We start from the raw sequence: 24,007 nt of genomic DNA on the forward strand, positions 1-24,007 counted from the left end.
AGTCTTTAAATATTTAAAAGCTCTCTTACCACTTCTCTATCATCAAACGGTAGTTTTTGATCATAGATGATCTGATAGTTCTCATCACCTTTTCCGAGAATTACTACAACTTCATCTTCCTCTTGCATATCTAAAGCCATCTCAATCGCTTTTTTACGGTTTAATTCAACTGTTACGTTTGATCTGTCTTCTATGCCCGAGAGAATATCTTCAACAATAGCTTCAGGTTCTTCAAAACGGGGATTGTCGGTTGTAACGATAATCTTCTTCGCAAGGTTAGATGCTACACGACCCATAAGCGGTCTTTTACTTCTGTCACGATCTCCGCCCGCTCCAAATACTACAATAAGCTCTTTCTCTTTGAGAGCATTAAGCACTTGTGCCATACCATCCGGAGTATGAGCAAAATCCACGATTACGTTAGGGAGTTCACACACCTGTTCCATTCTACCGCTCACACCAGCAAAATTGTCCACCACATCTGCAATCTCTTCAAGTTTTTTACCCGTTAAAAGATGCGCTGCCGAGATAGCTGCCATAAGATTATATAGATTGAAAAATCCATGTAACGATGCAGTAAAAGGGACAATCTCTTGAAAGTGTTGGATAATACCGCTGCTGCCTTCATTTAAAGAGTATGCCATCAGTTTATAAGTAGCCGGGTTTTCTATCCCGTAGGTATAGGCATTTCTAAAATTGAATTTTGCTTTCTCTTCATCTTTGTTTATTAGCTTTTTACCCTCATCTTGGAAAAAGCTGTTTTTTACATGGATATACTCTTCTAGCGTCTTATGGTAATCAAGATGATCTTGCGTGATATTTGTAAGGATTTTCAACTCAAAATTAAGCCCCTCTATACGCTTTTGAACAATTGCGTGAGAGCTTACTTCCATAATAAAAAAATCACATCCCATTTCACGTGCTTGATAAATATGTTTATAAGTATTTAATACCGAAGGTGTAGTAAGTGTTTTTCCTTCAATCACTTCATCGTTTATAAATAATCCACGTGTTCCCTGCATTGCGACTTTGTAGCCTAAATCAAGTAAAAAAGAGTATAAAGCACTTGCCGTTGTAGTTTTACCGTTTGTCCCCGTGATACCGATAATCTTAATATCATTCACACCGAAAACATCTGCTATATCTTCAACTTTGATGATTGAGTGAGCACCGTTATCTTTGGCACTTTGAAGATATTTTTCATTTTGTGTCGTTAAAACAAAAGCCGTCTCAGAATCACACTCTTGAGAATTTTCAGTTACATATTTATATTCGTGGTCTGGTAAAGCTATTTTCAAGAGTTGTTTTCCTTACCTTTTGCAAGCTTTTTAAGTAGTTTACGTAGGAGTTTATCACTCGGATATACACTCAAAGCATTTTCAAGATAACTCAGTGCCATATCTGCAAAATCGTGTTCGATCAGTTTTTCTAAAAAATCTATAAAATCATCTCTGTCACTGATAATTACACGTGTTGAGAACATAATGTTTTCAAAGATCTCTTTGAAATCACCGCCCTCATCTAAAAGCTTCTGGAAGTCACTGTAAAGGATCCCGTCTTCATATTCTAAACGTTCACGTAAAGGTTGAGCAAACACTTTTCCGAGCTGTTCTATAGTGCCATCCATGTTTTTCAGGATTTCACTCATAATCGAATCAGCTTCCTCTTTATCTTCCTCTTTTAGTATCTCATAATAATCAAATAAAGCCTCAGCTCCACCCTCTCCGCTCATAGCCATCTCAGATAAAATTACTCCATTATAAGCTTCTTTAGAGTTTGGAAAGTTTTGTAGAACTTCTGCGAATTTTTCTAATGCTACTTTATAGTCCTCTTTAGAAAAACTCTCTTTAGCTTGATCTAATATTTTATGTTTACTAATATTGCTCATTCTTGTTTTAATCCTTATAGATTATCTATGTCATTCTCCATCCCAAAAGGTACGTTTACTACACATAACTCTGGATGGATATCCATTCTTAATTGACGCTCAACTCCGTACTTTAAAGTTGTTCCACTTGAAGAACAACCTACACAAGCACCTTTTAATTGAACATATACATTCCCATTTTTTACTGTAATAAAATCGATATCACCACCATCAAGTGCTAAAGATGGTCGTACCTTATCTATAACAGCTTTTACGGGCTCCATCAGTTCTTCATCTGTAAATGGAATCATTTTCATCCTTCTATTATTTTATAATCATAAAATATGATAAAATCACTTAACAAGTGATAAAAATATCTGTTTAGCTACTCTTTTAAAGCAAGAACTTCCGCCACGTAACTAGGTTTTCTCATCCCTACAAGAATATAATCTATAGAGTCTTGACTTTGTAAAAACTCAAATGCACACTCTTGTAATTTTTTCTCACAATCTTTTAGTACACTTTTAAGCTGTACCCTAGTTGCTTTAGAGCATTCATGAGCAACCATATCCCTGTATGAAACTAAAAATCTCTCTATATAAGCCAGAAGTGTTTCCAGTACCGCTTTATCAAGGTTTTCAATAGTTTTTTTAATGTGTGGAATAATTTGAGAATTTACAAATAGGTCATAATCACCTATCCAACCATATTTATGTTTATTTTCATCCATCTGCTCAATCAAATTAAAAAGGGGCTTTAAAACTTCCGTATCGCAAACTTCAAGAAGTTCATTGAGATTATGATAGTAATCTAATGGCTCGTCATAATCAGCCAATCTAAACATTAAAGAGTCTTGAAAAGCATTAAGTGGACGATTTACAAGAACTCTTAAACCGTTCTCTTTTGCCCATGTTGCACACTTAAGTCCCTCTTGCTCTAAAAGATTAATCGGAAGCTGGATCGTAGTAAAACTATGTTGTTCGCTTCCTGCTTCGATCGCAGCATTTTTTGCTAATGTTATTAAATCTTCATACGGCAAAAAATCTTCTGCATCATTCGCTTTTGAAAAAGAGTTTGAACTTATACCATACGATCCTATACTACCGTTTTGCACCTCTTTTTCTAGTGCTACAAATACTTTATAGATACGTTGGTACATTTGTTCAAGTATCTCTTCTCTCTGGATCCCTTTTTTTATAGCATCGTATAAAAAATACTCCGGATTATGAAGCAGATAACAGTCAATCTTGTTTAGCTCTAATCTTTCTAAAGAACGCCCTAGCTGATCTTGCATAAATGACGGTGAGATTGAATGGTAGCACTCAGGACTATACTCAACAACCTCTTCAAAAGGGTTTTCTTTGTGGAGCATCATGTTTGTCCCTTGAATATAACCAAACTTGCTTACTATCTCTACCTCTCTATACTCATCTTCAATACTATTTAAAGCTTTTGCAATAGCGCGTTCAGCCCCGCCGTCTGTATAGTTTGATGATGTATCGATAAGTTTGATTCCAGAATATAACGCTTCTTTTAAAGCTTCAATATGTAAAGGGTTAAGATCAGTAACTCTATAAGTTCCAAATGCGAAACTACTCATTTATAATTCCTTAGTATAAGTATTTTAGAATGTGGAAGTTTTTGTGTAATGAAAGATGAGATAAAAGTGTAAAAGTTTACGCTGAGAAAACTCAGCGCGAAACTCAGTTAATTAAACAAGCTCGATGAAAGCCATTGGTGTAGCATCACCACGACGAATACGAGTTCTAATGATTCTTGTATAACCACCAGCACGATCAACGTATTTAGGAGCTACTTCGTTTACTAATTTTTTTGTAGCTTCTTTGTTTTGTAGTGTAGCAAATACAGCTCTGTGAGCATTGCTATCACCTTTACCAGCTACAGTGATTAGTTTTTCAACGTAAGAACGAAGCTCTTTTGCTTTAACAGCAGTAGTTTCAATCTTACCATGTTCAATTAATGAAATACTTAGATTTTGTAAAAGTGCTTTACGGTGAGCACTTGTACGTCCAAGTTTACGATATCCATGACGATGTCTCATATCTTCTTCCTCTTTTCTTTAGCAGACTTATTTAGAAGCTGCTTCTATTTTCTTTTTTAATGCAGTAACTACATCATCAGCTAAATCAGCACCAACTGTGAAACCAAACTCTTGAACTTTTTCTACGATTTCATCGTAAGATTTTTTACCAAGATTTTTAACATTTTTTAGGTCGTTTGTACTCATAAGTACAATCTCACCTATTAATCTAATACTTGAGCGATCAAGGCAGTTAAAACTACGAGCACTTAAACCTAAACTATCGATGTTAGTCATTAGTTTTTTAAGGTCTGGTGACTCTTCAACTCTCTCAATTGTTGTTGGAGCTTTGATACTAATTTCTGAATTAAATACAGCAAGTTGAGCATACATAACTTCTAAAGAGTTTCTGAACGCATCAACAGGAGAGATTTGACCATCAGTTTTGATGTTCATTACAACTCTCTCAAAATTAGGATTATCTTCTACAAGTACATGCTGAATATCATATGTTGCACTTCTAACAGGAGTGAAATATGCATCTAAAGCGATATAACCTTCACCTAACTCATCAGAAGTATCTTCACTAGCAACATACCCGATACCTTGAGCAATTTTGATGTTAAAGTTAAGAGTAGAGTCTTCATTTAAAGTCGCTAAATGTGCCTCTGGAGTTACAACTTCAACTTCATCATTACTAAGATCTGCACCAGTAATAGTACATGGACCTGTAAAGCTGTAGTTAATCTCAGCTTCTGTTGCTTCATTGTTAAGTTTGAAACGAATCTCTTTAAGATTTAAAATAAAATCAGAGATATCTTCAAGCATACCACGAACTGAATCAAACTCGTGTTTTGCACCTTCAATTTTGATAGCAATAGGAGCATAACCAACTGAGCTGCTTAATAGAAAACGGCGAAGTGGATGAGCTAAAGATATAGCATAACCAGTTTCAAAAGGATATGCTATGATATTTGCTTCATTCTCACTAATTTGTTCTACCTCAAACTCTTGAGGAGCAAGTGGAGTAGTTTTAATCTTTTTCATGTCTTTTACGCCTTTTTTATTAATTATTATTTCGAGTAAAGCTCAACGATTAAACGCTCTTCTACAGGAATAACAACTTCTTCACGCTCTGGTAAACGAGTAAAAATACCGAATACTTTTTCAGCATCAATATCAACCCATGGAGCAAGACCTGTTTGGTTTGTTAGTTCGATAGCTCTTTGAATTTGAGCATTTTGTTTGCTTGATTCACGAACTTCAATCTTCTGACCTGGTTTAACACGGTAAGAAGGGATGTCAAGTTTTTTACCGTCAACTAAAATGTGACCGTGAGTAACTAATTGACGTGCAAATCTACGAGTAGATGCAAATCCCATTCTGTATACTAAGTTATCAAGTCTTTGCTCGATTAGAGTAACAAGGTTTGTACCTGTATTACCTTCTTTTCTTTTAGCTTCTGTAAATAATGCACGGAATTGTTTTTCAGATACACCATACATGAATTTTGCTTTTTGTTTCTCGTTTAGTTGTAAACCGTACTCAGAAACTTTTTTACGACGTTGACCATGTTGACCTGGACCGTAAGGACGTTTATCTAAAGCAGATTTTCCTGCTAAACGACGCTCACCTTTAAGGTTTAGGCTAACTCCAAATCTTCTTTCGATTTTTTCTACTGGACCTCTATATCTTGCCATTTGTTAACCTCCTTAAACTCTACGACGCTTAGGCGCACGACAACCATTGTGTGGTAATGGAGTTACATCTTTCATAAATGTAACACGGATACCTTCAATAGCACCTACAGATTTAACTGCAGTTTCACGACCAGAACCTGGACCTTGAACTCTAATACCTAGTTCTTTGATACCATGTACCTGAGCTTTCTCAACAGCAGCTTCAACAGCAGCTTGAGCAGCGAATGGAGTAGATTTTTTAGAACCTTTAAAACCAAGGCTACCAGCAGAACTCCACGCAATCATATTTCCCATTTCATCAGTAATAGTTACTAATGTATTATTGAAAGATGCAGAAATATGGATAATACCACGTGAAATATTCTTTTTTACAACTTTTTTTCTAACAGCTTTTCTTTTTGCCATGTTTTAAATCCTTACGCTGAACCAACAGTTTTCTTTTTACCCTTACGAGTACGAGCATTTGTCTTAGTTTTTTGACCACGACACGGAAGACCACGACGGTGACGAAGACCTCTGTAAGATCCTAAATCCATAAGTGCTTTAATATCCATAGCAACTTTTTTACGTAAATCACCCTCAACCATATGGTTTTCACGGATCTCTTTAGTAATTGCAGCTACTTCATCCTCATTAAGTTCGAAAACTCTTTTGTTATAATCAATACCTGTCGCATCTAAGATTAGGCGAGAAGTATGTAAACCGATACCGTAGATGTATGTTAGACCATACTCTACACGTTTTTTCTTAGGTAAATCAACACCAGAAATACGAGCCATGGTTATCCTTGTCTCTGTTTATGTTTAGGGTTTTTGCAGATAACTCTTACAATCCCTTTTCTCTTGATAACTTTACAGTCATCACACATTTTCTTTACTGAAGCGCGTACTTTCATAGAAAGTCTCCTCAAATTTACTTCTTTAACTGTTTTTAGGCGAAGCCTTTTTTTTTTGCTTGCCAATACTTTTATATATACCATATATAGTGTAGATAAAAATACTCTAGCTTTTGTAAAACAGTAAAGTGGATGGGAATTATACAGAAGATAAGGTTAAAATTTTATTAAGGTTACACTATACCTTTAAATCAATCTCACCAATTATACCGACTGAACCATTTTCACGTAGGAAAATTGAACTTTTTGCAAGATTAGCCTCTTCAAACTCAAAAGGTGTTGTAACATTTTGAAGATATAATGCCCCGATCCCTACATCTTGTAAAGAGTAAAAATTTTCATTTCCGTTCTCATCTTTTGTCCATATACGAAGTTTATCAAACACAGCATCGTTTTCATCTATCCAGTTATTGTTATCGCTGTCATATTTACGTAAATCTGTAAATCCGTCTCCGGAATTCGGACCAAACAGTTCACTACCGTCATTCACAATACCGTCACTGTTTTTATCCAGTGTCAAAAATCCGCTACCGCTTCCGACAAATGAAAATTCTTCCTCTTTTCCATCACGATCAAGGTCTAAATTTGTTTTTGTTTTCGAAAACTCTACAGCCCCGTCTTGAAACTGTATCACCAACGGATCGATCAAAGCATCGCCAGCTTTAAAAGATACAGATTCTTGTTTTATTGTAGTTTCTTGCATGGAAAAAGATAATTTGAAATCGATTTTTCTTCCATCTTCTAACACAACATTTCCCTGTGAAGCAAATTGTAGTTTTTGTGAATTTATCTCTCGCTTTTCATAGCTGTAGTCTATCCCCCACCCTACTCTTTGATCAGAAGGTGGATTGAGAGTTTTTTGCTCATCAGGATGAAAAAGTTTTATTTTGATTTTTTTACCGGTTAAGATCTCTAAGGCTAAAATGATTTTTTTCAACTCAGGGTCTAATGATTCTAAATCATCTTCTCTTTTATCGACAGAAAGTTCTTTATATTTTTTAGAGAGCTGCAAGAGATCATCTTTTTTTTGTTGAGGCTCTCTAGAACCAATCCATTGTTCTAAATGTTCAGATTCATATGTAAGTGCAGTTTTATTATAACTTGCTCCCATCGCTATATCACTCGATGCAATTTTCATGACAACTCCTTTTGTCAAATTTATCTCAAACTATATCGGCAAATTTCACTTTTTTTCAAATGGAGCTATTCCCAAAGCACACTCACACCATACTCCTGATTTAGTACTATATATTTTGTATAGTTTAGTTTTTTACCATACTTTTTGCTGACAAACTCTACCTCAACTTCACCTTCAGACAAGAGTTCTCTCACCTCTTTATAGCTAAGCCACTTTCCATACTTTGCTAAAGAGTTTTGCCATATACGAAAATCACAAGTAGCATCCTCTCTTAGTTCAAACATCTCACCGTCTTCTGTTTTCCAGTGAGCATTTGAGCAGGCATAGAGTTTTACTTTTTTTCCCCGTACCTCTTTATCTCTGACTTCGATCTCGCCATTCTCACAATAAGGACATTTACCTAAAACCATTTTACGATCCAAATAATTTTTCTACAATTATATGTTGCATCTTCCAGCATCAAATAAAATATTGCAAATTGTCAATATTTTGTTAACAAAATGTTATTCCGCGGTAATAAAGCTCAAGTAAGATTTAAAAAATTTTAAAAGGATTCCATTATGAAGTTGCTCTTCTCTGTTTTTCTTTCTTTTACGTTTCTACAAACTGCTTTATTAGCTACAACTCACCAAAAACAAGCCATCCAGAAATATAGAACCATCTCAAGTCTAGGCAACAGCATCACAAAAAGGGGGCAGTATCTGCAATATGATGCATTTAAGGACTCTCTGACAAATTTGCATTCCGATATCAACACTCTTGATATCGATACGGAATCAAAAAACGAGATTAAAGAGAATATCAATAATTACGGTGCAATCATTGGTGCTCTTTACAATAAGATGCACTCTAAACATCCGGAAATCAATCAACATTACCAAGCATCGCTTGATGGCTTGCTCGGGTTCAACCAGTTAATACACTCAACAGGTTATGCACCCTTATTGGATGCATGGGACAAGCTTACAAAAACAAAACACAGCTACATGAAAAAACCGAGTAAAAAACTTGCGAAAAAATTTCACAAACATTTTCAAGAGGTAAAACTTGTTTTAGAAGATTTATGTTTAGATGAAGAGCTAGAAGACCCGATGATGGCATACCTTTCTATCTATCAACAGTATTTCAGTGAGCTCGATGCTTCATACAAAAGTGTAGAGTATGCCAATGTCAGAAAATTGAAACAACTCTCTTATCAAGTCAAATCTCAACTTACATTAATCATTAACTAGCAAAAGTTTGATCATTTTGAATATCTTTTGTTAGAATATCAGAATGCAAAAAGAATCACAAGAGATTGAACTACTCGATAACTTAAATAAAAGCTTTGAAGATGAGTTTTATAAGTATGCATCCTCTGTAGAATTTAAAAAAGGGGAAAGTGCTTTCCATCCCGATGATCTTTTAAAAGATTTTTACATAGTTGTCGATGGCAGAATCAAAACATATCAGATCAATTTTGACAACTCAAAAGAACAGACTATATTTATATATAGACGTGGAGATATGTTTGATGCGATCTCTTTACTCGATAATCAAGTCCATGATGTAATGTATGAGATACTTGAAGATTGTAAGGTGTTAAAACTTCCAATTGAAAAAGTTAGATACTGGCTTGAAAACGATCCCACTTTCAGTAAAAGTTTTTTCCCATATCTTGCAGCACAAATGCGACACACTGAAGAATTAACTACCGATATTGCACTTTACAATACTCAAGATAGGCTCATAAACCTTTTAGTGGATAATATAAACCCCGAAAAACATTTCAAGTACCAACTTCTACAAAACCTTTCCAATTCGGAGATAGCAAAACTTTTAGGGACTGTAAGACATGTGATAGAGCGTTCCTTGAAACAACTCAAAGCTGACAACATCATAGAAACGGGTCGAAAAAACATTAAGATAAAGAGTCTACAAAAACTACTTGAGAAAACTTCGCAACTCCTATTAAAATAATTTCATATTTACTTCACATTAAAAAATAGCTTATAAAATTGTTCCTGAGAGGGAAGTATTTCCCAAAAAAACTTAAGGAGTAAATTATGAAACGAATTATTCAAACGTTGGCTTTTAGCTCAATTGTAGCAAGTGTTACATTTGCAGGTACCGTGTTTATCAATGACCCTTATGAAGACGAGTTTACAAAGATGGGCAAGTATATGAACTCACTTGTAGAATCCCATATGAATGCTTCGGCAATAGGAAACTATAACTACCCAAGAACAAATGTTCAAGATAAAAAAGATCAGATAGTTATAGAGTTTGATCTCGCCGGAGTTGATAAAAAAGATATTCAACTCACTATTGATGATCAAAACATTCTCAAACTCTCGGGGAAAAAAGAGCATCAGATTGAAGAGAAGAACGAAAATGGTAAATATATAAGACGTGAGATCTATTACGGCTCATTTCAAAAATCTATTCAACTCCCGGATAACATCGTTCAAAGCAGTTTGAAAACAAATTATGAAAATGGAATTTTAACAATCACTATTGATAAAAAAGCGCTAAAAAAACCGAAAGTGAAAACGATCCCTATAAACTAACTAAGTTTTTTAAGATAAAATTCGCTTTATGAATAGCTATGAAGAGAAATTTAATAAAGCGATAGAAAATACATTTTTTTCCAAACTAAGTGAGGGTGATCAGCAGTTTATACAAAACAAAGCGTATGAACTGAAGTTCTCCCATCAAGAGCTCAAACAAATCGTAGATATTGCGAGAGATCTTGAGTTATGGAATGAGGGAAACATCCAAGAGATTTTCCCCGATCACGAACAGAAAAAAGTTGTTTTCTCAAGATTAAGACAAACATATGAGGCACTCCGGGATAAACCAAATTCGTATGAAAACTTTACACTAAAAAATATTCCTCAAGAACAAAAGTTCACTTTCACTTCAAAACCGAAAGAGGGATTTGGTCTTGGACTTTGTCCCGTTGCCAGTGAAAAAACAAGATGTTGTAACCTCTTAACACTTGATGCGGTTGAGTCATGCGGTTTTGACTGTTCTTATTGCTCAATACAGAGTTTTTATAATCAAAACAACGTAACTTTTGACTCTAATTTTCACGAGAAACTAAAAAACCTCAATCTCGATCCAAATAAAACATACCATATCGGAACGGGTCAAAGTTCAGATTCTTTGATGTGGGGAAACCGAGAAGGACTTTTAGACTCCCTCTTTGAGTTTGCACGTACAAATCCAAATGTGATCTTAGAGTTTAAAACCAAGTCAGATAACATCTCTTACTTTTTAGAAAATGATGTACCGAAAAACATTCTATGTACCTGGAGTTTAAATACGCAAACTATTATAGACAATGAAGAACACCTTACAGCTTCTCTTGAAAAAAGGATCAATGCTGCCAGAAAAGTAGCTGACAAGGGTGTAAAAGTCGGTTTTCACTTCCATCCAATCGTAGAGTATGTAGGATACCTTGATGAATACAAAGAGGTGTATGAAAAACTGCAAAATACTTTTACACCTAAAGAGGTCGCTCTTGTAAGCTTTGGAACACTTACATTTATTAAACCTGTGATCAAACAACTCCGATCGAGAGATTTTAGAACTAAGATTACACAGATCCCGCATGAAGATGCAAGCGGAAAAACATCATATCCGTATGAGACAAAAGTTGAGATGTTTAAACATGCCTATGAGAGTTTCAAATCATGGCAAACTACAGAGGAGAAAGTATTTTTCTATCTCTGTATGGAACCGCATGAACTGTGGAAAGATACGTTTGGATACCAATACGCTACAAACAACAATTTTGAGCACGCTATGCTAGGGGCTTATTGTAAAAAAGTTGGGCAAGATTATCTTATTTAAGATACTTTGAGATAGCCTAACTGCTTTTTATCAACCATAATATCCAATACTTTACAAAGTGCCTCTTTTTTTGAAGGGGCATAGCATTTGATCGTATTGGTCGGATTGTTATTATTTATCCCCCCGTATTCTCTTTGGATCAGATAATCTCCAAAGAGTGTCTGATACACATTTATTTTATAATAGTATATCTTTTCATTTGAGTTTTTTAATAATAACATCACTTTCACTTTTCTTTACATATAATTCTAAAACTATATCAGCAATAAATATTCCCACCACACATCAATATATCTTGATATATTAAAACAAACTGGTTATACTTTCCAAAAAATTTATAAGGGTTACTATGTTGCTCGCTGCATCTATCTTTTTAATAACACTAATTTTTATTATTTGGCAACCAAAAGGTTTGCAAATAGGCACTACTGCTATTATCGGTGCAATTGTAGCTTTACTACTTGGTGTAGTCTCTTTTGACGATGTAAAAGTAGTTTTTGATATTATCTGGGATGCTACACTTGCATTTATCGGGATTATTATCCTTTCGATGGTGCTTGATGAGATAGGATTTTTTGAGTGGGCTGCACTTAAGATGGCAAAACTCTCTAACGGAAGCGGTACAAAGATCTTTTTTTATTCGATCATACTTGGAGCAATCGTTTCGGCTCTTTTTGCCAATGACGGAGCGGCACTTATCCTTACCCCAATCTTGCTTGCAAAAATGAGAATCCTGCAACTTAACACGAAAACAATTTTAGCTTTCTTACTTGCAGGGGGATTTATCAGCGATAGTGCATCACTCCCTTTTGTATTTTCAAACCTTACAAATATCGTAACGGCAAACTATTTTGACATAGGTTTTAAAGAGTATATGCTCCATATGGCATTTCCATATCTAGTAAGCGTTGTTGTATCTATGTTAGTTCTATATATCATACTCAAAAAAGATATTCCAAAAACTGTTGATATCGATCTGCTCAAAAATCCAAATGACGTATTAAAAAGCAAAACACTCTTTCAATTTAGCTGGTTCTTCTTAGCACTTTTACTCGCAGGGTATTTTATTGGAGACAACTACAACATTCCGGTATCTGTCTTTGCTCTTGGCGGAGGGGTAATTTTCTTAATCATTGCAAGTGCTATGAAGACTGTAGAACCAAAGCATATCATTAAAGAAGCACCATGGCAGGTTGTTTGGTTTTCACTCGGTCTTTATGTAGTAGTTTACGGTTTAAAAAATCAAGGACTTACAGCTGAGATTGCTGAACTTCTGACTTACTTAAATACACAATCACAATTTCTTGCTGTAGTCGGAACAGGATTTTTATCTGCATTTTTATCTGCTATTATGAACAATATGCCGACAATTATGGTGATGGACATAGCACTTGAAGGGATCAAAAACGATGCAATGATCTATGCAAACATTATCGGTTGTAACTTAGGACCGAAAATGACACCGTTTGGTTCACTGGCAACCTTACTTTGGTTACACTCTCTAGAGAAAAAAGGGGTACAAATAAGCTTCTGGTCTTATTCAAAATTCGGACTTATTGTCACTCCTCCGGTACTCTTCTTAGTCCTTGTATCTATGCTTCCTCTACCATAGATTCTGTAAGTCTAAAGAATTTTTCACTTGCTTCTTCCATCTCTTGGAAGTCGCTTAAAATTTTCTCTTTCATCTCTATACATTCATCTAAATTACTATTTTTCAGACATGCCAAAGATTCTTTTATTCTGTTATGTATAATTTCATGAGGTTCATTTACCAGTTTATAACTTTGTGTATGACCATATTGTTTTTTCCCTTGCGTTTCATACCATTTTGTAAAACGGCAAGTGTGATGTTCATCAAATCCAGCTACAACTTTTCCTGCAGAAAAAGAGGCATAAGCATTTGTTTTAAACAGTACGTGGTCTATCATAATCAGATTCATAAATATTCGCCCGTCAATCTGTTGGATTAGCTTTTCAGACTCTGTATTTGAATCTCGTAGTTCAGTCATACTTTGACTAAATTTTACAATCATCTCATGGAACTCTTCCATCACGACACGCATGCTCTCTGAACTCTCACTCATCTCTCGGCTCTCTTGTTGCAATACCTGAACCGTTGTTTTAATCTCCGCAGTCGCTTTTTGCGTTCGCTCAGCCAGCTTTCTTACTTCATCGGCTACAACTGCAAAACCACGGCCGTGTTCACCCGCACGTGCAGCTTCAATAGCAGCATTGAGTGCAAGAAGGTTTGTCTGGTCTGAAATATCACTGATTAAATCAACCACTTCGGTAATCTCTTTTGCACGACTTTCTAACATTTCTGTTGATGTCACATTCACATCAATAAGCTGATTAAGACCGTCTAGTTTGCTCCCTACATTTTCTGCATCTTCTACACGCTCAATACTCATCTGCGTTGAATTCATAATACTTTGAGAGATAACTTCTAAATATTTTGCATTTGCACTAAAACTCTCCTGCAACGATTCAAGCTGCACATTGTTTTTATTGATAAGGCTCAGTTCAGAGTTCAGTTCAGCACGTTGTTGCATCTTATAGGTCTGTTCCATCACCTTTGCACTTTCATTAACATGGTTTCCACCAAATTCAAGTGCAGAACTAAGACCCTGTGTGTTGAATGTTCTAAAAAATTGATTTTCACTCGCATAATTGACCGATGCTTTCATCTCTCTCATAAAAGTCTCAAACTGATCGAGTATATTATTGAGTTGTTTTGCAATCTTCCCTATTCTACCTTTAGCAGTAATGTTTGTGATACGTTGCTCAAAATTTCCGTTAGCCGTTGAGTCCAAGACTACAAATATTTTATCCATCTCTCGTTGTAAAACTTTAATATTTAAGTGTATTAATACAATGACAATACATGCAAACAAAAACATAATAATGTTTATTATAGAAAAATTATCAAGTATAAATGTGTCATATAAGAAACTTAATCCATATGCACCCATTCCTAAATAAATAAGTAAATTAATTCTAGATAGATAAGATAAATCTGTCATACCTGCCTCCATTCTCCGCGATTATAGTGTCTAAAATTTGCTGTGATTCACTTATACCACCGCTTTTTTCGGCTTTATATAAGCGTTCGTAAAGTGGTACAATTACATCTAATGCTTTTTTAGTAGGTTTTCTTCTCACCGAATAAAACCCTACAATGTTTTTGTTTGCATCATAAGAAGGGGTAACATTAGCCAGAACCCAATAATGATCACCGTTTTTTGCTCGGTTCATTACATATGCGTTAATCTCTTTGCCTTGCTGAACTGTTTCCCATAATAACTTAAAAATCACCTTCGGCATTCTTGGATGTCGTATAATATTATGAGGACTATTTAATAACTCTTGTTCAGTATAGCCTGCCAACTTCAAAAACAATTCGTTTCCGTAAAGAATTTTCCCTTTTGTATCTGTTTTTGAAACTATTAACTCATCCTCTTGAAACATTAACTCTGCCATGATGCTTCCTTCTTATATTAATTTCTTTAATATAGTAATTGAATATTATCACACACTCCTATTTTTAAAGGGTTATATGTGATTAATTTTTAACCTATGAAATATATATGTAAATTCTGTTCCTTTTGAGCTAAAACTAAATAAAAAGGATATAATTTTAAAAAAAGACGGAAAAACCAATATGAAATTAAATACACACTTAGAACTCGGAAAATTAAACACGCTTCGTGCAGACAGACTTACACCTCACGGTATTTTTCTAATGGCTGAAGACGGTAAAGACGTGCTTCTACCCCAAGCTTATGTTACTGATGAGATGAAAGAGGACTCTTTAATAGAGGTGTTTCTTTATACAGATTCAGAAGACAGACTTATCGCAACAACTTTGCGTCCAAAAGCAATGCTGGACCAATTTGCACTTTTAGAAGTAGTTGATCGTGCAAAATTCGGTGCATTTTTAAACTGGGGACTTCCAAAAGATCTACTCTGCCCAACAAAATTGCAAAAAACTCCTTTTGTAGTAGGAGAAAAAAGATTTATAAAAGTTGTTTATGATGAGAAAACACACAGACTTGTAGCTTCTGAAAAACTTGGCGATTTTTTTGATACAAGACCAAAAGGTCTAAAACCTAACCAGGAAGTGGTAATCATCCCTATCCAGAAAACACCTCTTGGATATAAATGTATTGTTGAAAACAAATATGAAGGTTTAATTTATCATAATGAAATTTTTGAAAATATTGTTTTAGGTGAAGAGAAAGCAGCCTATATCAAAACTGTTAGAAAAGATGGAAAACTTGACTTAAAACTTAGAGCTAGCGGTTCTAAAAGTAACAATTCAACAGCAGATAAAGTGTATGAACTTCTTAAACAAAATGGTGGTATCATGCCTTATAACTATAAAAGTGATGCCGAACTTATTAAAGACGTATTTGCTATGAGTAAAAAAGAGTTTAAACGCACACTAACAAAACTTCAAGAAGATGGTAAAATTGAAGTCAAAGATACCGGTATATATCTTAAATCGTAAAGGTTCATAAATGACTGAAGGGATTGAACAAGCTACCCGTGGTGGCGATTTACTTATTTGGGGAATAATTTTTACTCTTTTAGTGATTGTTGTCGGAACTCTTGCTTGGATTGATCGTAATAGTGAAAGATAGTAAACTCCAAAAGGAGTTTTTGTAAAGAGTATATCATCTAAGTGAATCAATCTCAGAAGATATACATGGAGAATCGTAAGTAAGATTATATATCTAAATTGTTACAATTGTGTTAATGAATATCAAATATAGGATATGATGTATGAAAAAATGTAATTCACTACAAGAAGTTAGAGATGAGATCGATGTTATTGATCAGCAATTAGTAGAACTTATCTCAGAGAGAAGTCATCTTATTCGTCAAGCTGCGGCATTTAAAGATACGATCGAAGATGTAAAAGCTGAAAATCGTATAGATGATATTATGCAAAGAGTTCGCAAAAAAGCGATCGATTTAAATATAAATCCAAATATGATCAGTGAGCTTTTTCAAGTTATGATAAATGAAATGGTAGAAACTGAGATAGCAGAGTTTAGAAACTCAGGGAAGTTTTAAAAGATAAGAAGTAGCTTCTCGCTACTATCTTATTTGTATCTGTAAGTGATACGACCTTTATCAAGTGAATATGGAGTAAGTTCTAGTTTTACTTTATCACCTGGAAGTATTTTGATGTAGTGCATACGCATTTTACCGGCAATGTGACATAAAATAATGTGTCCATTTTCTAGTTCAACACGAAATGTTGCGTTTGGCAATGCTTCAACAATCTTGCCATCAACTTCAATAACATCTGCTTTAGCCATTTTTAGTCCTTTAAAGTTTTTAACTCTTACGCAAGAGATAATATTTCAGCTTTACCGCCAACAACTGCGACAGTATGCTCATAGTGTGAACCGCGTAAACCGTCGGCACTAACAACATCCCAACCATTATCCAAGATGATAGGCTTACCATCTTTTTGACAGATCATAGGCTCTATACAAAAAACCATTCCATTTTTTATCTTTGGACCCGCTTTTGGATTACCACCTTCAAGATAGTTTGGAATTTCAGGTTCTTCATGAGGTTTTTTTCCTATACCATGACCACAAAAATTTCTAAGCGGCACAAAACCTCTCTCTAAGATAAATTGCTCCATCATATAAGAAAGTTCTTTAAATCTCATACCCTCTTTGATATTTTCAATACCATAATACAGTGTATCTTTTGCACAAGCGATTAACTCTTCATCTTTTTTGCTAATTTGACCAACACCGACACTAATCGCTGCATCACCAAACCAACCTTCAAGTTCTGTTCCGATGTCGTAACCGATCACATCACCATCTTGAAGTTTATAATCATTCGGAATACCGTGAATAATAACTTCATTGAGAGATGTACATACAGCATTTGGGAATCCGTATAAGCCTTTAAAAGATGGTTTAGCACCCTGACTTCTGATGTAATCTTCAGCCATAGCATCTAACTCTCTTAGACTCATACCAACTTTTGTGTTTTCGCGAAGAAGTTCAAGAGTAGCGCCAACAATTTTGTTGGCAGCTCTTAATTTGTCAATCTCTTGTGGTTTTCTAAGTGCAATTGCCATTGTTTATAGACCGACTGCACTTAAAGTTTCATACTTGCTCATATAGATCTGAGCCTCAATTTTTCTCATTGTATCAAGAGCAACTTGAACAACGATTAAAACAGCTGTACCACCAAAGAAAAATGGAACACCCATACCTTTTATAATCATAAAAGGAAGTGTAGCCACTAGACCAAGATATAAAGCACCTGTAATAGTTAATCTACTTGCAGTTTCATTTAAGAACGCTTTTGTAGCTTCACCTGTACGGATACCCGGAATAAATCCGCCTTGACGTTTTAGGTTGTCTGAAATATCTTTTGCATTAAATGTAATCGAAGCATAGAAAAATGCAAAGAAAATTACAAATACAAAAGTTAAAAAGTTAAAAAAGTAACCATTTGGGTTTAAAAAGTCTGCTATCGCTTGAACCGTAGGATTTGTACTACTAGAAAGTACAGTCATAGGGAACATTAAAATCGCAGAAGCGAAGATAACAGGGATAACTCCAGATAAGTTAACTTTAATAGGGATATAGTTCATAACACGTTTGTTTTGGTTTTGCATCATAGTTTTTTTCGCATAAGTGATTGGAATACGACGCTCACCAAGTTCAACATATATAATTACAGCTACTGTTGCAAAGATAAGTGCTAATATAGCGATTACTGTTAAGAAGCTCATTGCACCTGTATTTACCATAGTTACTGTCTGACCTATAGCACTAGGAATAGCTGAAACAATTCCAGCAAAAATGATTAAAGATATACCGTTACCTATACCACTTTGAGTTATTTGCTCACCTATCCACATAAGAAGCATTGTACCAGCTAACATTGAAACAGCAGATAATACAACAAATGTAGTGTGATCAGCAAGGATTGCGCTATTGCCACTAGGACCTGTAAGACTTTGAAGTCCAACACTTACACCAACAGCTTGAATAATTGTAATAACTATAGTCGCATAACGGATTATTTGCATATATTTAACCATACCATCACGCTCTTTTTTCATTTGCCCTAAAGTAGGGAAAGTAGCAGCTAAAAGCTCCATGATAATTGAAGCAGTGATATAAGGCATAATACCAAGTGAAATTATAGATAATCTCTCTACAGCATTACCGCTAAACATATTAAATAAACCTAATGCGTCTGATTGGTGAGAGTCGAAGAATGAAGCAATAACAGCAGTATCTACACCTGGAACTGGCACGTATGCCAGCAGGCGGTAGATAAATAAAAACCCAATAGTAATAAGTATCTTATTAACTAGATTTTTATTCACGACTAGTTACCTGTAGTTGTAACGTTTTCGTCTTTAATTTTCGATGCTAAATCTTTTGCAGAAGCACCTACTAGTTTAACTTTGTTCACAGAGTTAGCAATTTTGTGAACACCACGGATAGATTCCATTGTGATCTCAGCTAACTCAGCTACAGCTTTGATTTTTTCAACGTTTATTACGTATGGTTTTTCTACTCTAGAAGTAAAACCAATTTTTGGTAAACGTTTTGCAAGTGGTTGTTGACCACCCTCAAAGTTTCTTTTTCTTTTATAACCAGTACGAGATTTTTGACCTTTTTGACCACGAGTAGCAGTCTTACCCATACCAGAACCTTGACCACGTCCCACTCTCTTACGAGAATGAGTTGATCCCTCTGCAGGAGTTAAGTTTTCAATACCCATCTTCTTATCCTTTTAATCTACTAAGTGCTTCGATAGTAGCACGTACTAGTGTGTTTGGATTGTTTGAACCGATAGATTTTGTAAGGATATCTTGAATCCCTGCAAGCTCTAGAACTGGACGAGTTGCCCCACCAGCGATTACACCAGTACCTTCTGATGCTGGTTTAAGTAAAACGCGAGAAGCGTTGTACTTGTGTTCAATATCGTGAGCGATAGTAGTACCTTTAATACTTATTGTAGTAAGGTTTTTGAAAGCATCATCTACAGCTTTTTTGATAGCATCAGGAACTTCTTTTGCTTTACCAACACCAAAACCTACAGTACCATTTTTATCACCAACAACGATTAAAGCAGTAAAACGGAAACGTCTACCACCTTTAACAACCTTAGTAACACGGCCAATATTTACAATTGATTCTTCAAAATCATCTCTATTGATTTCCATCATAGCCCCTAAAACTTAATTTCGTTAGCACGAAGTGCTTCACCAAACGCAGCAACTACGCCGTGATATTGGTAACCATTACGATCAAATACGATACTAGTAAGACCAGCTTCTTTAAGCTTAGCAGCGAAAGCTTCAGCAGTTGCAGCTGCACCTTCTTTGTTAGCTTTTTGTGAAATCGCTTTTGAGTTTAATGCACATAGAGTAGTTCCAGTTGCATCATCAATTGCTTGTACACTTAGGTAACGATTTGATTTAAATACAGAAACACGAGGAAGTGTAGCACTACCAGATATTTTTGCACGGATACGACGTTTACGTTTTAAACGATTTGCCAATTTGCTTTTTAATACTTTAGCGTTCATCTATCTTCCTCCCTTATTTTTTAGCAGTTTTACCGGCTTTACGCACGATATGCTCATCCATGTATTTAACACCTTTACCTTTGTACGGTTCAGGTGGACGGAAACTTCTAATCTCAGCTGCAACTTGACCAAGTGTTTGCTTGTCGTGAGATTTTAAAATGATCACGTTTTTCTCAACAGCAGCTTCAATACCTTCCGGTAAGTCGTAGTTGATGTCGTGAGAGAAACCAAGTTGTAAGTTAAGAACTTTACCTTGAACAGCAGCTCTATAACCAACACCGTTGATCTCAAGTTTTTTCTCATAACCAGTAGTTAAACCAGTAACGATGTTTTGAGCCAATGCTCTAAAAGTTCCCCAGAAAGCTCTATGCTCACGAGATTCAGATAAGTTTTTGAAAGTTAAAGTGTTTCCTTCAATTTCAAAAGTAACGTAACCTTTAGTGTCTAAATCAACACTTTTGTTACCTTTAGCAAAAGTTATAACATTACCATTTGCGCTAACTTTGATATCAGCTGCAAACTCTACAGGATTTTTTCCAATTCTTGACATGCTATTCCTCCTACCAAACTGTACACATAACTTCGCCACCAATACCAAGCTCGTAAGCTTTATCGTTTGGTAGAACGCCATGTGAAGTACTAACTATAATAGTACCGTAACCATTTTTAAAACGTTTAATTTCTTCTTTACCTTTGTAGATACGACGACCTGGTTTAGATACACGTTTTAACTCATTGATCACATTTTTCTCGTTATCATCATATTTCAATGCAACTTTGATAGTCTTTTTTACACCATCTTCGATTACATTAGCAGATTCTAGATAACCTTTTTCAACTAAGATATTTGCTACAGCTTCAACACTTTTAGAGTGTACTAAAGTAGTAGTAGCTAATCTTCTCATACCAGCATTACGGATACGTGTTAACGCATCAGATACTAAATCATTAATTGCCATTTTTTTTCCTTGACTTTTGTGTAATTAGCAGTAAAAACTGCTAAAAACTAATAATTAGAAGTTTCCGGCTTACCAGCTAGACTTTCTAACACCTGGGATCATTCCCTCGTTTGCCATTTTTCTGAAACAGATACGACAGATACCGAAATCACGGATTACAGAGTGTGGACGACCACAAATCTGACATCTTGTATATGCACGTACTGCATATTTTGGAGTACGTTTCGCTTTTGCGATCATAGACTTCTTAGCCATTAGTTGTTCCCTCCCTTAGTGAAAGGCATACCCATTTTCTCTAATAGAGTGAATGCACCTTTATCATCTTGCGCAGTTGTAACTACAGTGATGTTCATACCATGAATTTGCATGATTGAATCATAACTGATTTCTGGGAAGATAAGTTGCTCTTGAAGACCGAAGTTATAGTTACCACGACCGTCAAAACCATTTCTTGGAACACCACGGAAGTCTTTCACACGAGGAAGTGCGATTGACACAAGGCGATCAAAGAAGTTATACATATTTTCACCACGAAGAGTTACACGAACACCTACTGGCATACCTTCACGAACTTTGAAACCTGCAACAGATTTCTTAGCGATTACAGTAGAAGCTTTTTGACCAGCGATAGTAGTAATAGTATCTTCGATGTTTTGGATAAGTTTGTTATCTTTCATAGCAAACCCAGCACCTACAGAGATAACAATTTTATCTATTGCAGGAATATCCATAACATTTTTAATATCTAACGCAGATTGTAACTCTGGTTTTAAAGCTAAATATTTTTCTTTTAAACGAGCCATCTAATTATGCCTCCACTTTACGTACATTTGAAACATCGATAGGCATCTCTTTATTGATATGACCACCTTTAGTGTTTTCTTCAGTTGGTTTGATAGCTTTTTTAGCTATTTTACAACCCTCTACGATTACTTTATTTTTCTTTGGTAGAACAGCTAAAACTGTAGCTTTTTTACCTTTATCGTCACCAGCGATAATCTCTACAGTATCGCCTTTTTTGAAATTAAACTTTGCCATTAAACAACCTCCGGAGCAAGAGATACGATTTTCATAAATCCAGCATAACGCACTTCACGACCGATTGGTCCGAAGATACGAGTACCGATAGGCTCTCTCTTGTCATCAAGTATAACAGCTGCATTGTCATCAAAACGAATTAATGAACCGTTTTCTCTTTGAACTTCTTTATGAGTTCTAACGATAACAGCTTTTACAACTTTACCTTTTTTAACTTTAGCAGTTGGAATCGCTTTTTTAACAGAAGCAACGATAACGTCACCTACTGTTGCATAACGACGCTTAGAACCACCAAGAACCTTAATACACATAATCTCTTTTGCACCTGTATTATCAGCTACGTTTAAACGAGTAAAACCTTGAATCATACTACGCTCCTTTAACTACTGACTTAAGTCTAAAAGATTTTGTTTTAGAAAGTGGACGACATTCGATTGCAACAACCTCGTCTCCAACTTTTGCCTCATTGCGCTCATCGTGTACTAAGTACTTTTTGAAACGCTTTACAACTTTGTGGTAACGAGGATGCATTACACGGCGTTCAACTACTACTGTTATAGTTTTTTCACCAGCAATTTTTACAACATTACCTTGAATTTCACGTTTATGTGTCATCGCTCGTCCCCTAGTTTTCTACTGCAGTTAATGCAGTATTGATTCTTGCAATATCTTTTTTAGCAGTTTTTAATTCGCTGCTGTTTTGTAATTGCATCATTTTTTGTTTAATTTTTAGAGTAAACAGCTCAGTTTTCTTCTCTTTAAGCATTGCTTGAAGTTCAGCTGCACTTTTACCTGCTAAATCAGAATATTTCATTGCTCATCTCCGCAGTAACAATTTTTGTTTTGAATGGAAGTTTGTGCATTGCTAAAGTTAAAGCTTCACGAGCTAATTCGTGAGGTACACCACCCATTTCAAAGATTATACGACCTGGTTTAATGTTCATTACCCATTGATCAACTGGACCTTTACCCTTACCCATACGAACTTCTAATGGACGTTTTGTTAAAGGTTTAGCAGGGAATACACGAATCCAAATCTTACCATTTCTTTTAATGTGACGAGTAGCAGAGATACGAGCCGATTCAATTTGACGAGAATTGATACGACCAGCTTCTACAGCTTTAAAACCGATGTCACCAAAAGCTAATTTGTAACCTGAACGAGCGTAACCACGGTTACGACCTTTCATTACTTTACGATATTTTGTTCTTTTTGGCATTAACATGATCTATTCCGCCTTTTCACTATTTTCACGACGTGGTTTTCTTCCGCGACGCTCTTTTTTCTCTTCTTTAGCTTCTGCAGGGATACCTTTAGTAAGTACCTCACCTTTGAAGATCCATACTTTAATACCGATGATACCGTATGTAGTATGAGCTTCTGCGAAACCATAGTCGATTTTTGCACGAAGTGTATGAAGAGGAACACGTCCTTCTAAGTACCACTCAGTTCTTGCCATTTCAGCACCGCCAAGACGACCAGAAACAGAAACTTTGATACCTTTCGCACCACTTCTTTGTGCACCTTGCATAACTTTTTTCATAGCTCTACGGAATGCAACACGACGCTCTAATTGAGTAGCAACATTCTCAGCAACTAATTGTGCAGAAGCTTGAGCTTTTTTCTCTTCTTTGATGTTTACAGAAACAGCTTTACCGATAAGGTTTTGAAGAGAAGTTTTAAGTTTCTCAATATCAGCACCTTTTTTCCCGATGATAATACCAGGACGAGCAGCAATGATAGTTACACGTAATCTTTTAACAGTTCTTTCAATGATGATGTTAGAAACACCAGCATAGTAAAGTTCTTTCTTTAAATATGTTCTGATCTTGTGATCTTCACCTAAATTTGCTGCAGCAGATTCAAACTTAGGAAACCAACGGCTTTCCCAGTTACGGTTGATTCCAAGACGTAAACCAATAGGATTAACTTTTTGACCCAT

The 24,007-nt window shown here is 35.4% G+C and carries 39 protein-coding genes and 1 pseudogene; 8 read left to right on the top strand and 32 right to left on the bottom strand.

Features of this window, described 5'->3' with window-relative positions; genetic code table 11:
* Nucleotides 1-5: 5 nt before the first annotated feature.
* From QWY88_RS05105 to QWY88_RS05160, 12 genes are all read right to left on the bottom strand, one after another.
* Nucleotides 6-1,298: a UDP-N-acetylmuramoyl-L-alanyl-D-glutamate--2,6-diaminopimelate ligase gene (locus QWY88_RS05105; protein ID WP_304544765.1), complete on the bottom strand. Its 1,293-nt coding sequence runs from the start codon at nt 1,296-1,298 to the stop codon at nt 6-8.
* On the bottom strand, nt 1,295-1,888 hold the full coding sequence (locus QWY88_RS05110) for a hypothetical protein (RefSeq protein WP_304544766.1): 594 nt from the start codon (nt 1,886-1,888) through the stop codon (nt 1,295-1,297). Before QWY88_RS05110 ends, QWY88_RS05105 begins: the two co-directional genes overlap by 4 nt.
* Before the next feature lie 14 nt (nt 1,889-1,902).
* Nucleotides 1,903-2,178 carry a NifU family protein gene (locus tag QWY88_RS05115; protein ID WP_193113859.1) on the bottom strand — a complete coding sequence of 92 codons (276 nt, stop codon included), beginning with the start codon at nt 2,176-2,178 and terminating at the stop codon, nt 1,903-1,905.
* Between the two features lie 74 nt (nt 2,179-2,252).
* A complete protein-coding gene (locus QWY88_RS05120) occupies nt 2,253-3,467 on the bottom strand; it encodes an aldo/keto reductase (protein ID WP_304544768.1) in 1,215 nt (404 codons plus the stop codon).
* 111 nt (nt 3,468-3,578) lie between these two features.
* Nucleotides 3,579-3,929 carry a 50S ribosomal protein L17 gene (rplQ, locus tag QWY88_RS05125; RefSeq protein ID WP_304544770.1) on the bottom strand — a complete coding sequence of 117 codons (351 nt, stop codon included), beginning with the start codon at nt 3,927-3,929 and terminating at the stop codon, nt 3,579-3,581.
* Nucleotides 3,930-3,956: 27 nt separating this feature from the next.
* Entirely contained in the window at nt 3,957-4,955 is a 999-nt protein-coding gene (locus tag QWY88_RS05130; protein WP_304544772.1) for a DNA-directed RNA polymerase subunit alpha, read from the bottom strand.
* A gap of 26 nt (nt 4,956-4,981) precedes the next feature.
* Complete coding sequence (gene rpsD / locus QWY88_RS05135; protein WP_304544775.1) at nt 4,982-5,608, bottom strand: 30S ribosomal protein S4; 627 nt, start codon at nt 5,606-5,608, stop codon at nt 4,982-4,984.
* A 12-nt stretch (nt 5,609-5,620) separates the two neighbouring features.
* Nucleotides 5,621-6,013: a 30S ribosomal protein S11 gene (gene rpsK, locus QWY88_RS05140; RefSeq protein WP_304544777.1), complete on the bottom strand. Its 393-nt coding sequence runs from the start codon at nt 6,011-6,013 to the stop codon at nt 5,621-5,623.
* An 11-nt stretch (nt 6,014-6,024) separates the two neighbouring features.
* Nucleotides 6,025-6,387 carry a 30S ribosomal protein S13 gene (rpsM, locus tag QWY88_RS05145; RefSeq protein WP_304544779.1) on the bottom strand — a complete coding sequence of 121 codons (363 nt, stop codon included), beginning with the start codon at nt 6,385-6,387 and terminating at the stop codon, nt 6,025-6,027.
* Nucleotides 6,388-6,389: 2 nt separating this feature from the next.
* Nucleotides 6,390-6,503, bottom strand: a complete 114-nt coding sequence (gene rpmJ / locus QWY88_RS05150) for a 50S ribosomal protein L36 (RefSeq protein WP_152306398.1) — start codon at nt 6,501-6,503, stop codon at nt 6,390-6,392.
* Between the two features lie 178 nt (nt 6,504-6,681).
* Entirely contained in the window at nt 6,682-7,641 is a 960-nt protein-coding gene (locus QWY88_RS05155) for a hypothetical protein (protein WP_304544785.1), read from the bottom strand.
* Between the two features lie 65 nt (nt 7,642-7,706).
* Nucleotides 7,707-8,063, bottom strand: coding sequence for a topoisomerase C-terminal repeat-containing protein (locus QWY88_RS05160; RefSeq protein WP_304544787.1), 357 nt, complete (start codon nt 8,061-8,063; stop codon nt 7,707-7,709).
* A 138-nt stretch (nt 8,064-8,201) separates the two neighbouring features.
* Between QWY88_RS05160 and QWY88_RS05165 the strand changes: the two genes are divergently transcribed.
* The 4 genes from QWY88_RS05165 (at nt 8,202) to QWY88_RS05180 (ending at nt 11,478) form a co-directional block, all read left to right on the top strand.
* Complete coding sequence (locus QWY88_RS05165; protein WP_304544789.1) at nt 8,202-8,873, top strand: hypothetical protein; 672 nt, start codon at nt 8,202-8,204, stop codon at nt 8,871-8,873.
* A 43-nt stretch (nt 8,874-8,916) separates the two neighbouring features.
* A complete protein-coding gene (locus QWY88_RS05170; RefSeq protein ID WP_304544793.1) occupies nt 8,917-9,600 on the top strand; it encodes a Crp/Fnr family transcriptional regulator in 684 nt (227 codons plus the stop codon).
* 86 nt (nt 9,601-9,686) lie between these two features.
* Nucleotides 9,687-10,190, top strand: coding sequence for an Hsp20/alpha crystallin family protein (locus QWY88_RS05175; RefSeq protein ID WP_304544795.1), 504 nt, complete (start codon nt 9,687-9,689; stop codon nt 10,188-10,190).
* A gap of 28 nt (nt 10,191-10,218) precedes the next feature.
* Nucleotides 10,219-11,478 carry an SPL family radical SAM protein gene (locus tag QWY88_RS05180; protein WP_304544797.1) on the top strand — a complete coding sequence of 420 codons (1,260 nt, stop codon included), beginning with the start codon at nt 10,219-10,221 and terminating at the stop codon, nt 11,476-11,478.
* On the opposite strand, the gene QWY88_RS05185 is transcribed toward QWY88_RS05180, so the two are convergent.
* On the bottom strand, nt 11,475-11,699 hold the full coding sequence (locus tag QWY88_RS05185; protein WP_304544799.1) for a WGR domain-containing protein: 225 nt from the start codon (nt 11,697-11,699) through the stop codon (nt 11,475-11,477). The two genes, QWY88_RS05180 and QWY88_RS05185, sit on opposite strands and share 4 nt — an antisense overlap.
* A 128-nt stretch (nt 11,700-11,827) precedes the next feature.
* On the opposite strand from QWY88_RS05185, the gene QWY88_RS05190 reads away from it, so the two are divergent.
* Nucleotides 11,828-13,090, top strand: coding sequence for an arsenic transporter (locus QWY88_RS05190; RefSeq protein WP_304544800.1), 1,263 nt, complete (start codon nt 11,828-11,830; stop codon nt 13,088-13,090).
* On the opposite strand, the gene QWY88_RS11655 is transcribed toward QWY88_RS05190, so the two are convergent.
* The 3 genes and pseudogenes from QWY88_RS11655 to QWY88_RS05200 all read right to left on the bottom strand — a co-directional run bounded on the left by QWY88_RS11655 (nt 13,071) and on the right by QWY88_RS05200 (nt 14,958).
* Complete coding sequence (locus QWY88_RS11655; protein ID WP_369811219.1) at nt 13,071-13,511, bottom strand: CZB domain-containing protein; 441 nt, start codon at nt 13,509-13,511, stop codon at nt 13,071-13,073. The genes QWY88_RS05190 and QWY88_RS11655 overlap by 20 nt on opposite strands.
* Nucleotides 13,494-13,772 (bottom strand): annotated as a pseudogene (locus QWY88_RS11660) (methyl-accepting chemotaxis protein); the annotation flags it as partial. The pseudogene QWY88_RS11660 and the gene QWY88_RS11655, both read right to left, overlap by 18 nt.
* 703 nt (nt 13,773-14,475) lie before the next feature.
* Nucleotides 14,476-14,958 (bottom strand): PAS domain-containing protein, encoded by a 483-nt coding sequence (locus QWY88_RS05200; RefSeq protein WP_304544804.1) that lies wholly within the window; start codon nt 14,956-14,958, stop codon nt 14,476-14,478.
* 181 nt (nt 14,959-15,139) lie between these two features.
* On the opposite strand from QWY88_RS05200, the gene QWY88_RS05205 reads away from it, so the two are divergent.
* From QWY88_RS05205 to QWY88_RS05215, 3 genes are all read left to right on the top strand, one after another.
* A complete protein-coding gene (locus QWY88_RS05205) occupies nt 15,140-15,988 on the top strand; it encodes a CvfB family protein (protein WP_304544806.1) in 849 nt (282 codons plus the stop codon).
* A gap of 10 nt (nt 15,989-15,998) precedes the next feature.
* Nucleotides 15,999-16,121: a hypothetical protein gene (locus tag QWY88_RS05210; protein WP_304544808.1), complete on the top strand. Its 123-nt coding sequence runs from the start codon at nt 15,999-16,001 to the stop codon at nt 16,119-16,121.
* Between the two features lie 142 nt (nt 16,122-16,263).
* Nucleotides 16,264-16,557, top strand: coding sequence for a chorismate mutase (locus QWY88_RS05215; protein ID WP_304544810.1), 294 nt, complete (start codon nt 16,264-16,266; stop codon nt 16,555-16,557).
* A gap of 29 nt (nt 16,558-16,586) precedes the next feature.
* On the opposite strand, the gene infA is transcribed toward QWY88_RS05215, so the two are convergent.
* The 16 genes from infA to rpsC all read right to left on the bottom strand — a co-directional run bounded on the left by infA (nt 16,587) and on the right by rpsC (nt 24,007).
* On the bottom strand, nt 16,587-16,805 hold the full coding sequence (gene infA / locus QWY88_RS05220; RefSeq protein WP_193113841.1) for a translation initiation factor IF-1: 219 nt from the start codon (nt 16,803-16,805) through the stop codon (nt 16,587-16,589).
* A gap of 26 nt (nt 16,806-16,831) precedes the next feature.
* Complete coding sequence (map, locus tag QWY88_RS05225) at nt 16,832-17,590, bottom strand: type I methionyl aminopeptidase (RefSeq protein WP_304544813.1); 759 nt, start codon at nt 17,588-17,590, stop codon at nt 16,832-16,834.
* Nucleotides 17,591-17,593: 3 nt separating this feature from the next.
* A complete protein-coding gene (gene secY, locus QWY88_RS05230) occupies nt 17,594-18,856 on the bottom strand; it encodes a preprotein translocase subunit SecY (RefSeq protein WP_304544815.1) in 1,263 nt (420 codons plus the stop codon).
* Nucleotides 18,857-18,858: 2 nt separating this feature from the next.
* On the bottom strand, nt 18,859-19,257 hold the full coding sequence (rplO, locus tag QWY88_RS05235; protein ID WP_304544817.1) for a 50S ribosomal protein L15: 399 nt from the start codon (nt 19,255-19,257) through the stop codon (nt 18,859-18,861).
* Nucleotides 19,258-19,261: 4 nt separating this feature from the next.
* Nucleotides 19,262-19,702, bottom strand: coding sequence for a 30S ribosomal protein S5 (gene rpsE / locus QWY88_RS05240; protein ID WP_304544819.1), 441 nt, complete (start codon nt 19,700-19,702; stop codon nt 19,262-19,264).
* Nucleotides 19,703-19,710: 8 nt separating this feature from the next.
* Complete coding sequence (rplR, locus tag QWY88_RS05245) at nt 19,711-20,067, bottom strand: 50S ribosomal protein L18 (protein ID WP_304544821.1); 357 nt, start codon at nt 20,065-20,067, stop codon at nt 19,711-19,713.
* Nucleotides 20,068-20,080: 13 nt separating this feature from the next.
* On the bottom strand, nt 20,081-20,617 hold the full coding sequence (rplF, locus tag QWY88_RS05250; RefSeq protein ID WP_193113835.1) for a 50S ribosomal protein L6: 537 nt from the start codon (nt 20,615-20,617) through the stop codon (nt 20,081-20,083).
* 10 nt (nt 20,618-20,627) lie between these two features.
* Nucleotides 20,628-21,026 carry a 30S ribosomal protein S8 gene (gene rpsH, locus QWY88_RS05255; RefSeq protein ID WP_304544824.1) on the bottom strand — a complete coding sequence of 133 codons (399 nt, stop codon included), beginning with the start codon at nt 21,024-21,026 and terminating at the stop codon, nt 20,628-20,630.
* 69 nt (nt 21,027-21,095) lie between these two features.
* Entirely contained in the window at nt 21,096-21,281 is a 186-nt protein-coding gene (locus tag QWY88_RS05260) for a type Z 30S ribosomal protein S14 (protein ID WP_193113833.1), read from the bottom strand.
* Entirely contained in the window at nt 21,281-21,829 is a 549-nt protein-coding gene (gene rplE / locus QWY88_RS05265) for a 50S ribosomal protein L5 (protein ID WP_304544827.1), read from the bottom strand. The genes QWY88_RS05260 and rplE overlap by 1 nt, the downstream gene beginning before the upstream one ends.
* Before the next feature lie 4 nt (nt 21,830-21,833).
* On the bottom strand, nt 21,834-22,064 hold the full coding sequence (gene rplX / locus QWY88_RS05270; RefSeq protein ID WP_304544829.1) for a 50S ribosomal protein L24: 231 nt from the start codon (nt 22,062-22,064) through the stop codon (nt 21,834-21,836).
* Nucleotides 22,064-22,432, bottom strand: coding sequence for a 50S ribosomal protein L14 (gene rplN, locus QWY88_RS05275; protein ID WP_193113830.1), 369 nt, complete (start codon nt 22,430-22,432; stop codon nt 22,064-22,066). The genes rplX and rplN overlap by 1 nt, the downstream gene beginning before the upstream one ends.
* A gap of 1 nt (nt 22,433) precedes the next feature.
* Nucleotides 22,434-22,679, bottom strand: a complete 246-nt coding sequence (gene rpsQ, locus QWY88_RS05280) for a 30S ribosomal protein S17 (protein WP_304544833.1) — start codon at nt 22,677-22,679, stop codon at nt 22,434-22,436.
* 10 nt (nt 22,680-22,689) lie between these two features.
* Nucleotides 22,690-22,878, bottom strand: a complete 189-nt coding sequence (gene rpmC, locus QWY88_RS05285; RefSeq protein ID WP_304544835.1) for a 50S ribosomal protein L29 — start codon at nt 22,876-22,878, stop codon at nt 22,690-22,692.
* The gene (gene rplP / locus QWY88_RS05290; RefSeq protein ID WP_304544837.1) at nt 22,865-23,290 is read right to left on the bottom strand and encodes a 50S ribosomal protein L16; all 426 of its coding nucleotides are present in this window, start codon (nt 23,288-23,290) and stop codon (nt 22,865-22,867) included. Before rplP ends, rpmC begins: the two co-directional genes overlap by 14 nt.
* A 3-nt stretch (nt 23,291-23,293) precedes the next feature.
* Entirely contained in the window at nt 23,294-24,007 is a 714-nt protein-coding gene (rpsC, locus tag QWY88_RS05295) for a 30S ribosomal protein S3 (RefSeq protein ID WP_193113826.1), read from the bottom strand.

Source organism: Sulfurimonas sp. hsl 1-7 (assembly GCF_030577135.1).
Taxonomy (GTDB): domain Bacteria; phylum Campylobacterota; class Campylobacteria; order Campylobacterales; family Sulfurimonadaceae; genus Sulfurimonas; species Sulfurimonas microaerophilus.

Coding starts and splice junctions, on each gene's coding strand:
- QWY88_RS05110 (WP_304544766.1), bottom strand. CDS start 1,888: ATGAGCAATATTAGTAAACATAAAATATTAGATCAAGCTAAAGAGAGT.
- QWY88_RS05115 (WP_193113859.1), bottom strand. CDS start 2,178: ATGATTCCATTTACAGATGAAGAACTGATGGAGCCCGTAAAAGCTGTT.
- QWY88_RS05120 (WP_304544768.1), bottom strand. CDS start 3,467: ATGAGTAGTTTCGCATTTGGAACTTATAGAGTTACTGATCTTAACCCT.
- rplQ (WP_304544770.1), bottom strand. CDS start 3,929: ATGAGACATCGTCATGGATATCGTAAACTTGGACGTACAAGTGCTCAC.
- QWY88_RS05130 (WP_304544772.1), bottom strand. CDS start 4,955: ATGAAAAAGATTAAAACTACTCCACTTGCTCCTCAAGAGTTTGAGGTA.
- rpsD (WP_304544775.1), bottom strand. CDS start 5,608: ATGGCAAGATATAGAGGTCCAGTAGAAAAAATCGAAAGAAGATTTGGA.
- rpsK (WP_304544777.1), bottom strand. CDS start 6,013: ATGGCAAAAAGAAAAGCTGTTAGAAAAAAAGTTGTAAAAAAGAATATT.
- rpsM (WP_304544779.1), bottom strand. CDS start 6,387: ATGGCTCGTATTTCTGGTGTTGATTTACCTAAGAAAAAACGTGTAGAG.
- rpmJ (WP_152306398.1), bottom strand. CDS start 6,503: ATGAAAGTACGCGCTTCAGTAAAGAAAATGTGTGATGACTGTAAAGTT.
- QWY88_RS05155 (WP_304544785.1), bottom strand. CDS start 7,641: ATGAAAATTGCATCGAGTGATATAGCGATGGGAGCAAGTTATAATAAA.
- QWY88_RS05165 (WP_304544789.1), top strand. CDS start 8,202: ATGAAGTTGCTCTTCTCTGTTTTTCTTTCTTTTACGTTTCTACAAACT.
- QWY88_RS05170 (WP_304544793.1), top strand. CDS start 8,917: ATGCAAAAAGAATCACAAGAGATTGAACTACTCGATAACTTAAATAAA.
- QWY88_RS05175 (WP_304544795.1), top strand. CDS start 9,687: ATGAAACGAATTATTCAAACGTTGGCTTTTAGCTCAATTGTAGCAAGT.
- QWY88_RS05180 (WP_304544797.1), top strand. CDS start 10,219: ATGAATAGCTATGAAGAGAAATTTAATAAAGCGATAGAAAATACATTT.
- QWY88_RS05185 (WP_304544799.1), bottom strand. CDS start 11,699: ATGTTATTATTAAAAAACTCAAATGAAAAGATATACTATTATAAAATA.
- QWY88_RS05190 (WP_304544800.1), top strand. CDS start 11,828: ATGTTGCTCGCTGCATCTATCTTTTTAATAACACTAATTTTTATTATT.
- QWY88_RS11655 (WP_369811219.1), bottom strand. CDS start 13,511: ATGATTGTAAAATTTAGTCAAAGTATGACTGAACTACGAGATTCAAAT.
- QWY88_RS05200 (WP_304544804.1), bottom strand. CDS start 14,958: ATGGCAGAGTTAATGTTTCAAGAGGATGAGTTAATAGTTTCAAAAACA.
- QWY88_RS05205 (WP_304544806.1), top strand. CDS start 15,140: ATGAAATTAAATACACACTTAGAACTCGGAAAATTAAACACGCTTCGT.
- QWY88_RS05210 (WP_304544808.1), top strand. CDS start 15,999: ATGACTGAAGGGATTGAACAAGCTACCCGTGGTGGCGATTTACTTATT.
- QWY88_RS05215 (WP_304544810.1), top strand. CDS start 16,264: ATGAAAAAATGTAATTCACTACAAGAAGTTAGAGATGAGATCGATGTT.
- infA (WP_193113841.1), bottom strand. CDS start 16,805: ATGGCTAAAGCAGATGTTATTGAAGTTGATGGCAAGATTGTTGAAGCA.
- map (WP_304544813.1), bottom strand. CDS start 17,590: ATGGCAATTGCACTTAGAAAACCACAAGAGATTGACAAATTAAGAGCT.
- rplO (WP_304544817.1), bottom strand. CDS start 19,257: ATGGGTATTGAAAACTTAACTCCTGCAGAGGGATCAACTCATTCTCGT.
- rpsE (WP_304544819.1), bottom strand. CDS start 19,702: ATGGAAATCAATAGAGATGATTTTGAAGAATCAATTGTAAATATTGGC.
- rplR (WP_304544821.1), bottom strand. CDS start 20,067: ATGAACGCTAAAGTATTAAAAAGCAAATTGGCAAATCGTTTAAAACGT.
- rplF (WP_193113835.1), bottom strand. CDS start 20,617: ATGTCAAGAATTGGAAAAAATCCTGTAGAGTTTGCAGCTGATATCAAA.
- rpsH (WP_304544824.1), bottom strand. CDS start 21,026: ATGGCAATTAATGATTTAGTATCTGATGCGTTAACACGTATCCGTAAT.
- QWY88_RS05260 (WP_193113833.1), bottom strand. CDS start 21,281: ATGGCTAAGAAGTCTATGATCGCAAAAGCGAAACGTACTCCAAAATAT.
- rplE (WP_304544827.1), bottom strand. CDS start 21,829: ATGGCTCGTTTAAAAGAAAAATATTTAGCTTTAAAACCAGAGTTACAA.
- rplX (WP_304544829.1), bottom strand. CDS start 22,064: ATGGCAAAGTTTAATTTCAAAAAAGGCGATACTGTAGAGATTATCGCT.
- rplN (WP_193113830.1), bottom strand. CDS start 22,432: ATGATTCAAGGTTTTACTCGTTTAAACGTAGCTGATAATACAGGTGCA.
- rpsQ (WP_304544833.1), bottom strand. CDS start 22,679: ATGACACATAAACGTGAAATTCAAGGTAATGTTGTAAAAATTGCTGGT.
- rpmC (WP_304544835.1), bottom strand. CDS start 22,878: ATGAAATATTCTGATTTAGCAGGTAAAAGTGCAGCTGAACTTCAAGCA.
- rplP (WP_304544837.1), bottom strand. CDS start 23,290: ATGTTAATGCCAAAAAGAACAAAATATCGTAAAGTAATGAAAGGTCGT.
- rpsC (WP_193113826.1), bottom strand. CDS start 24,007: ATGGGTCAAAAAGTTAATCCTATTGGTTTACGTCTTGGAATCAACCGT.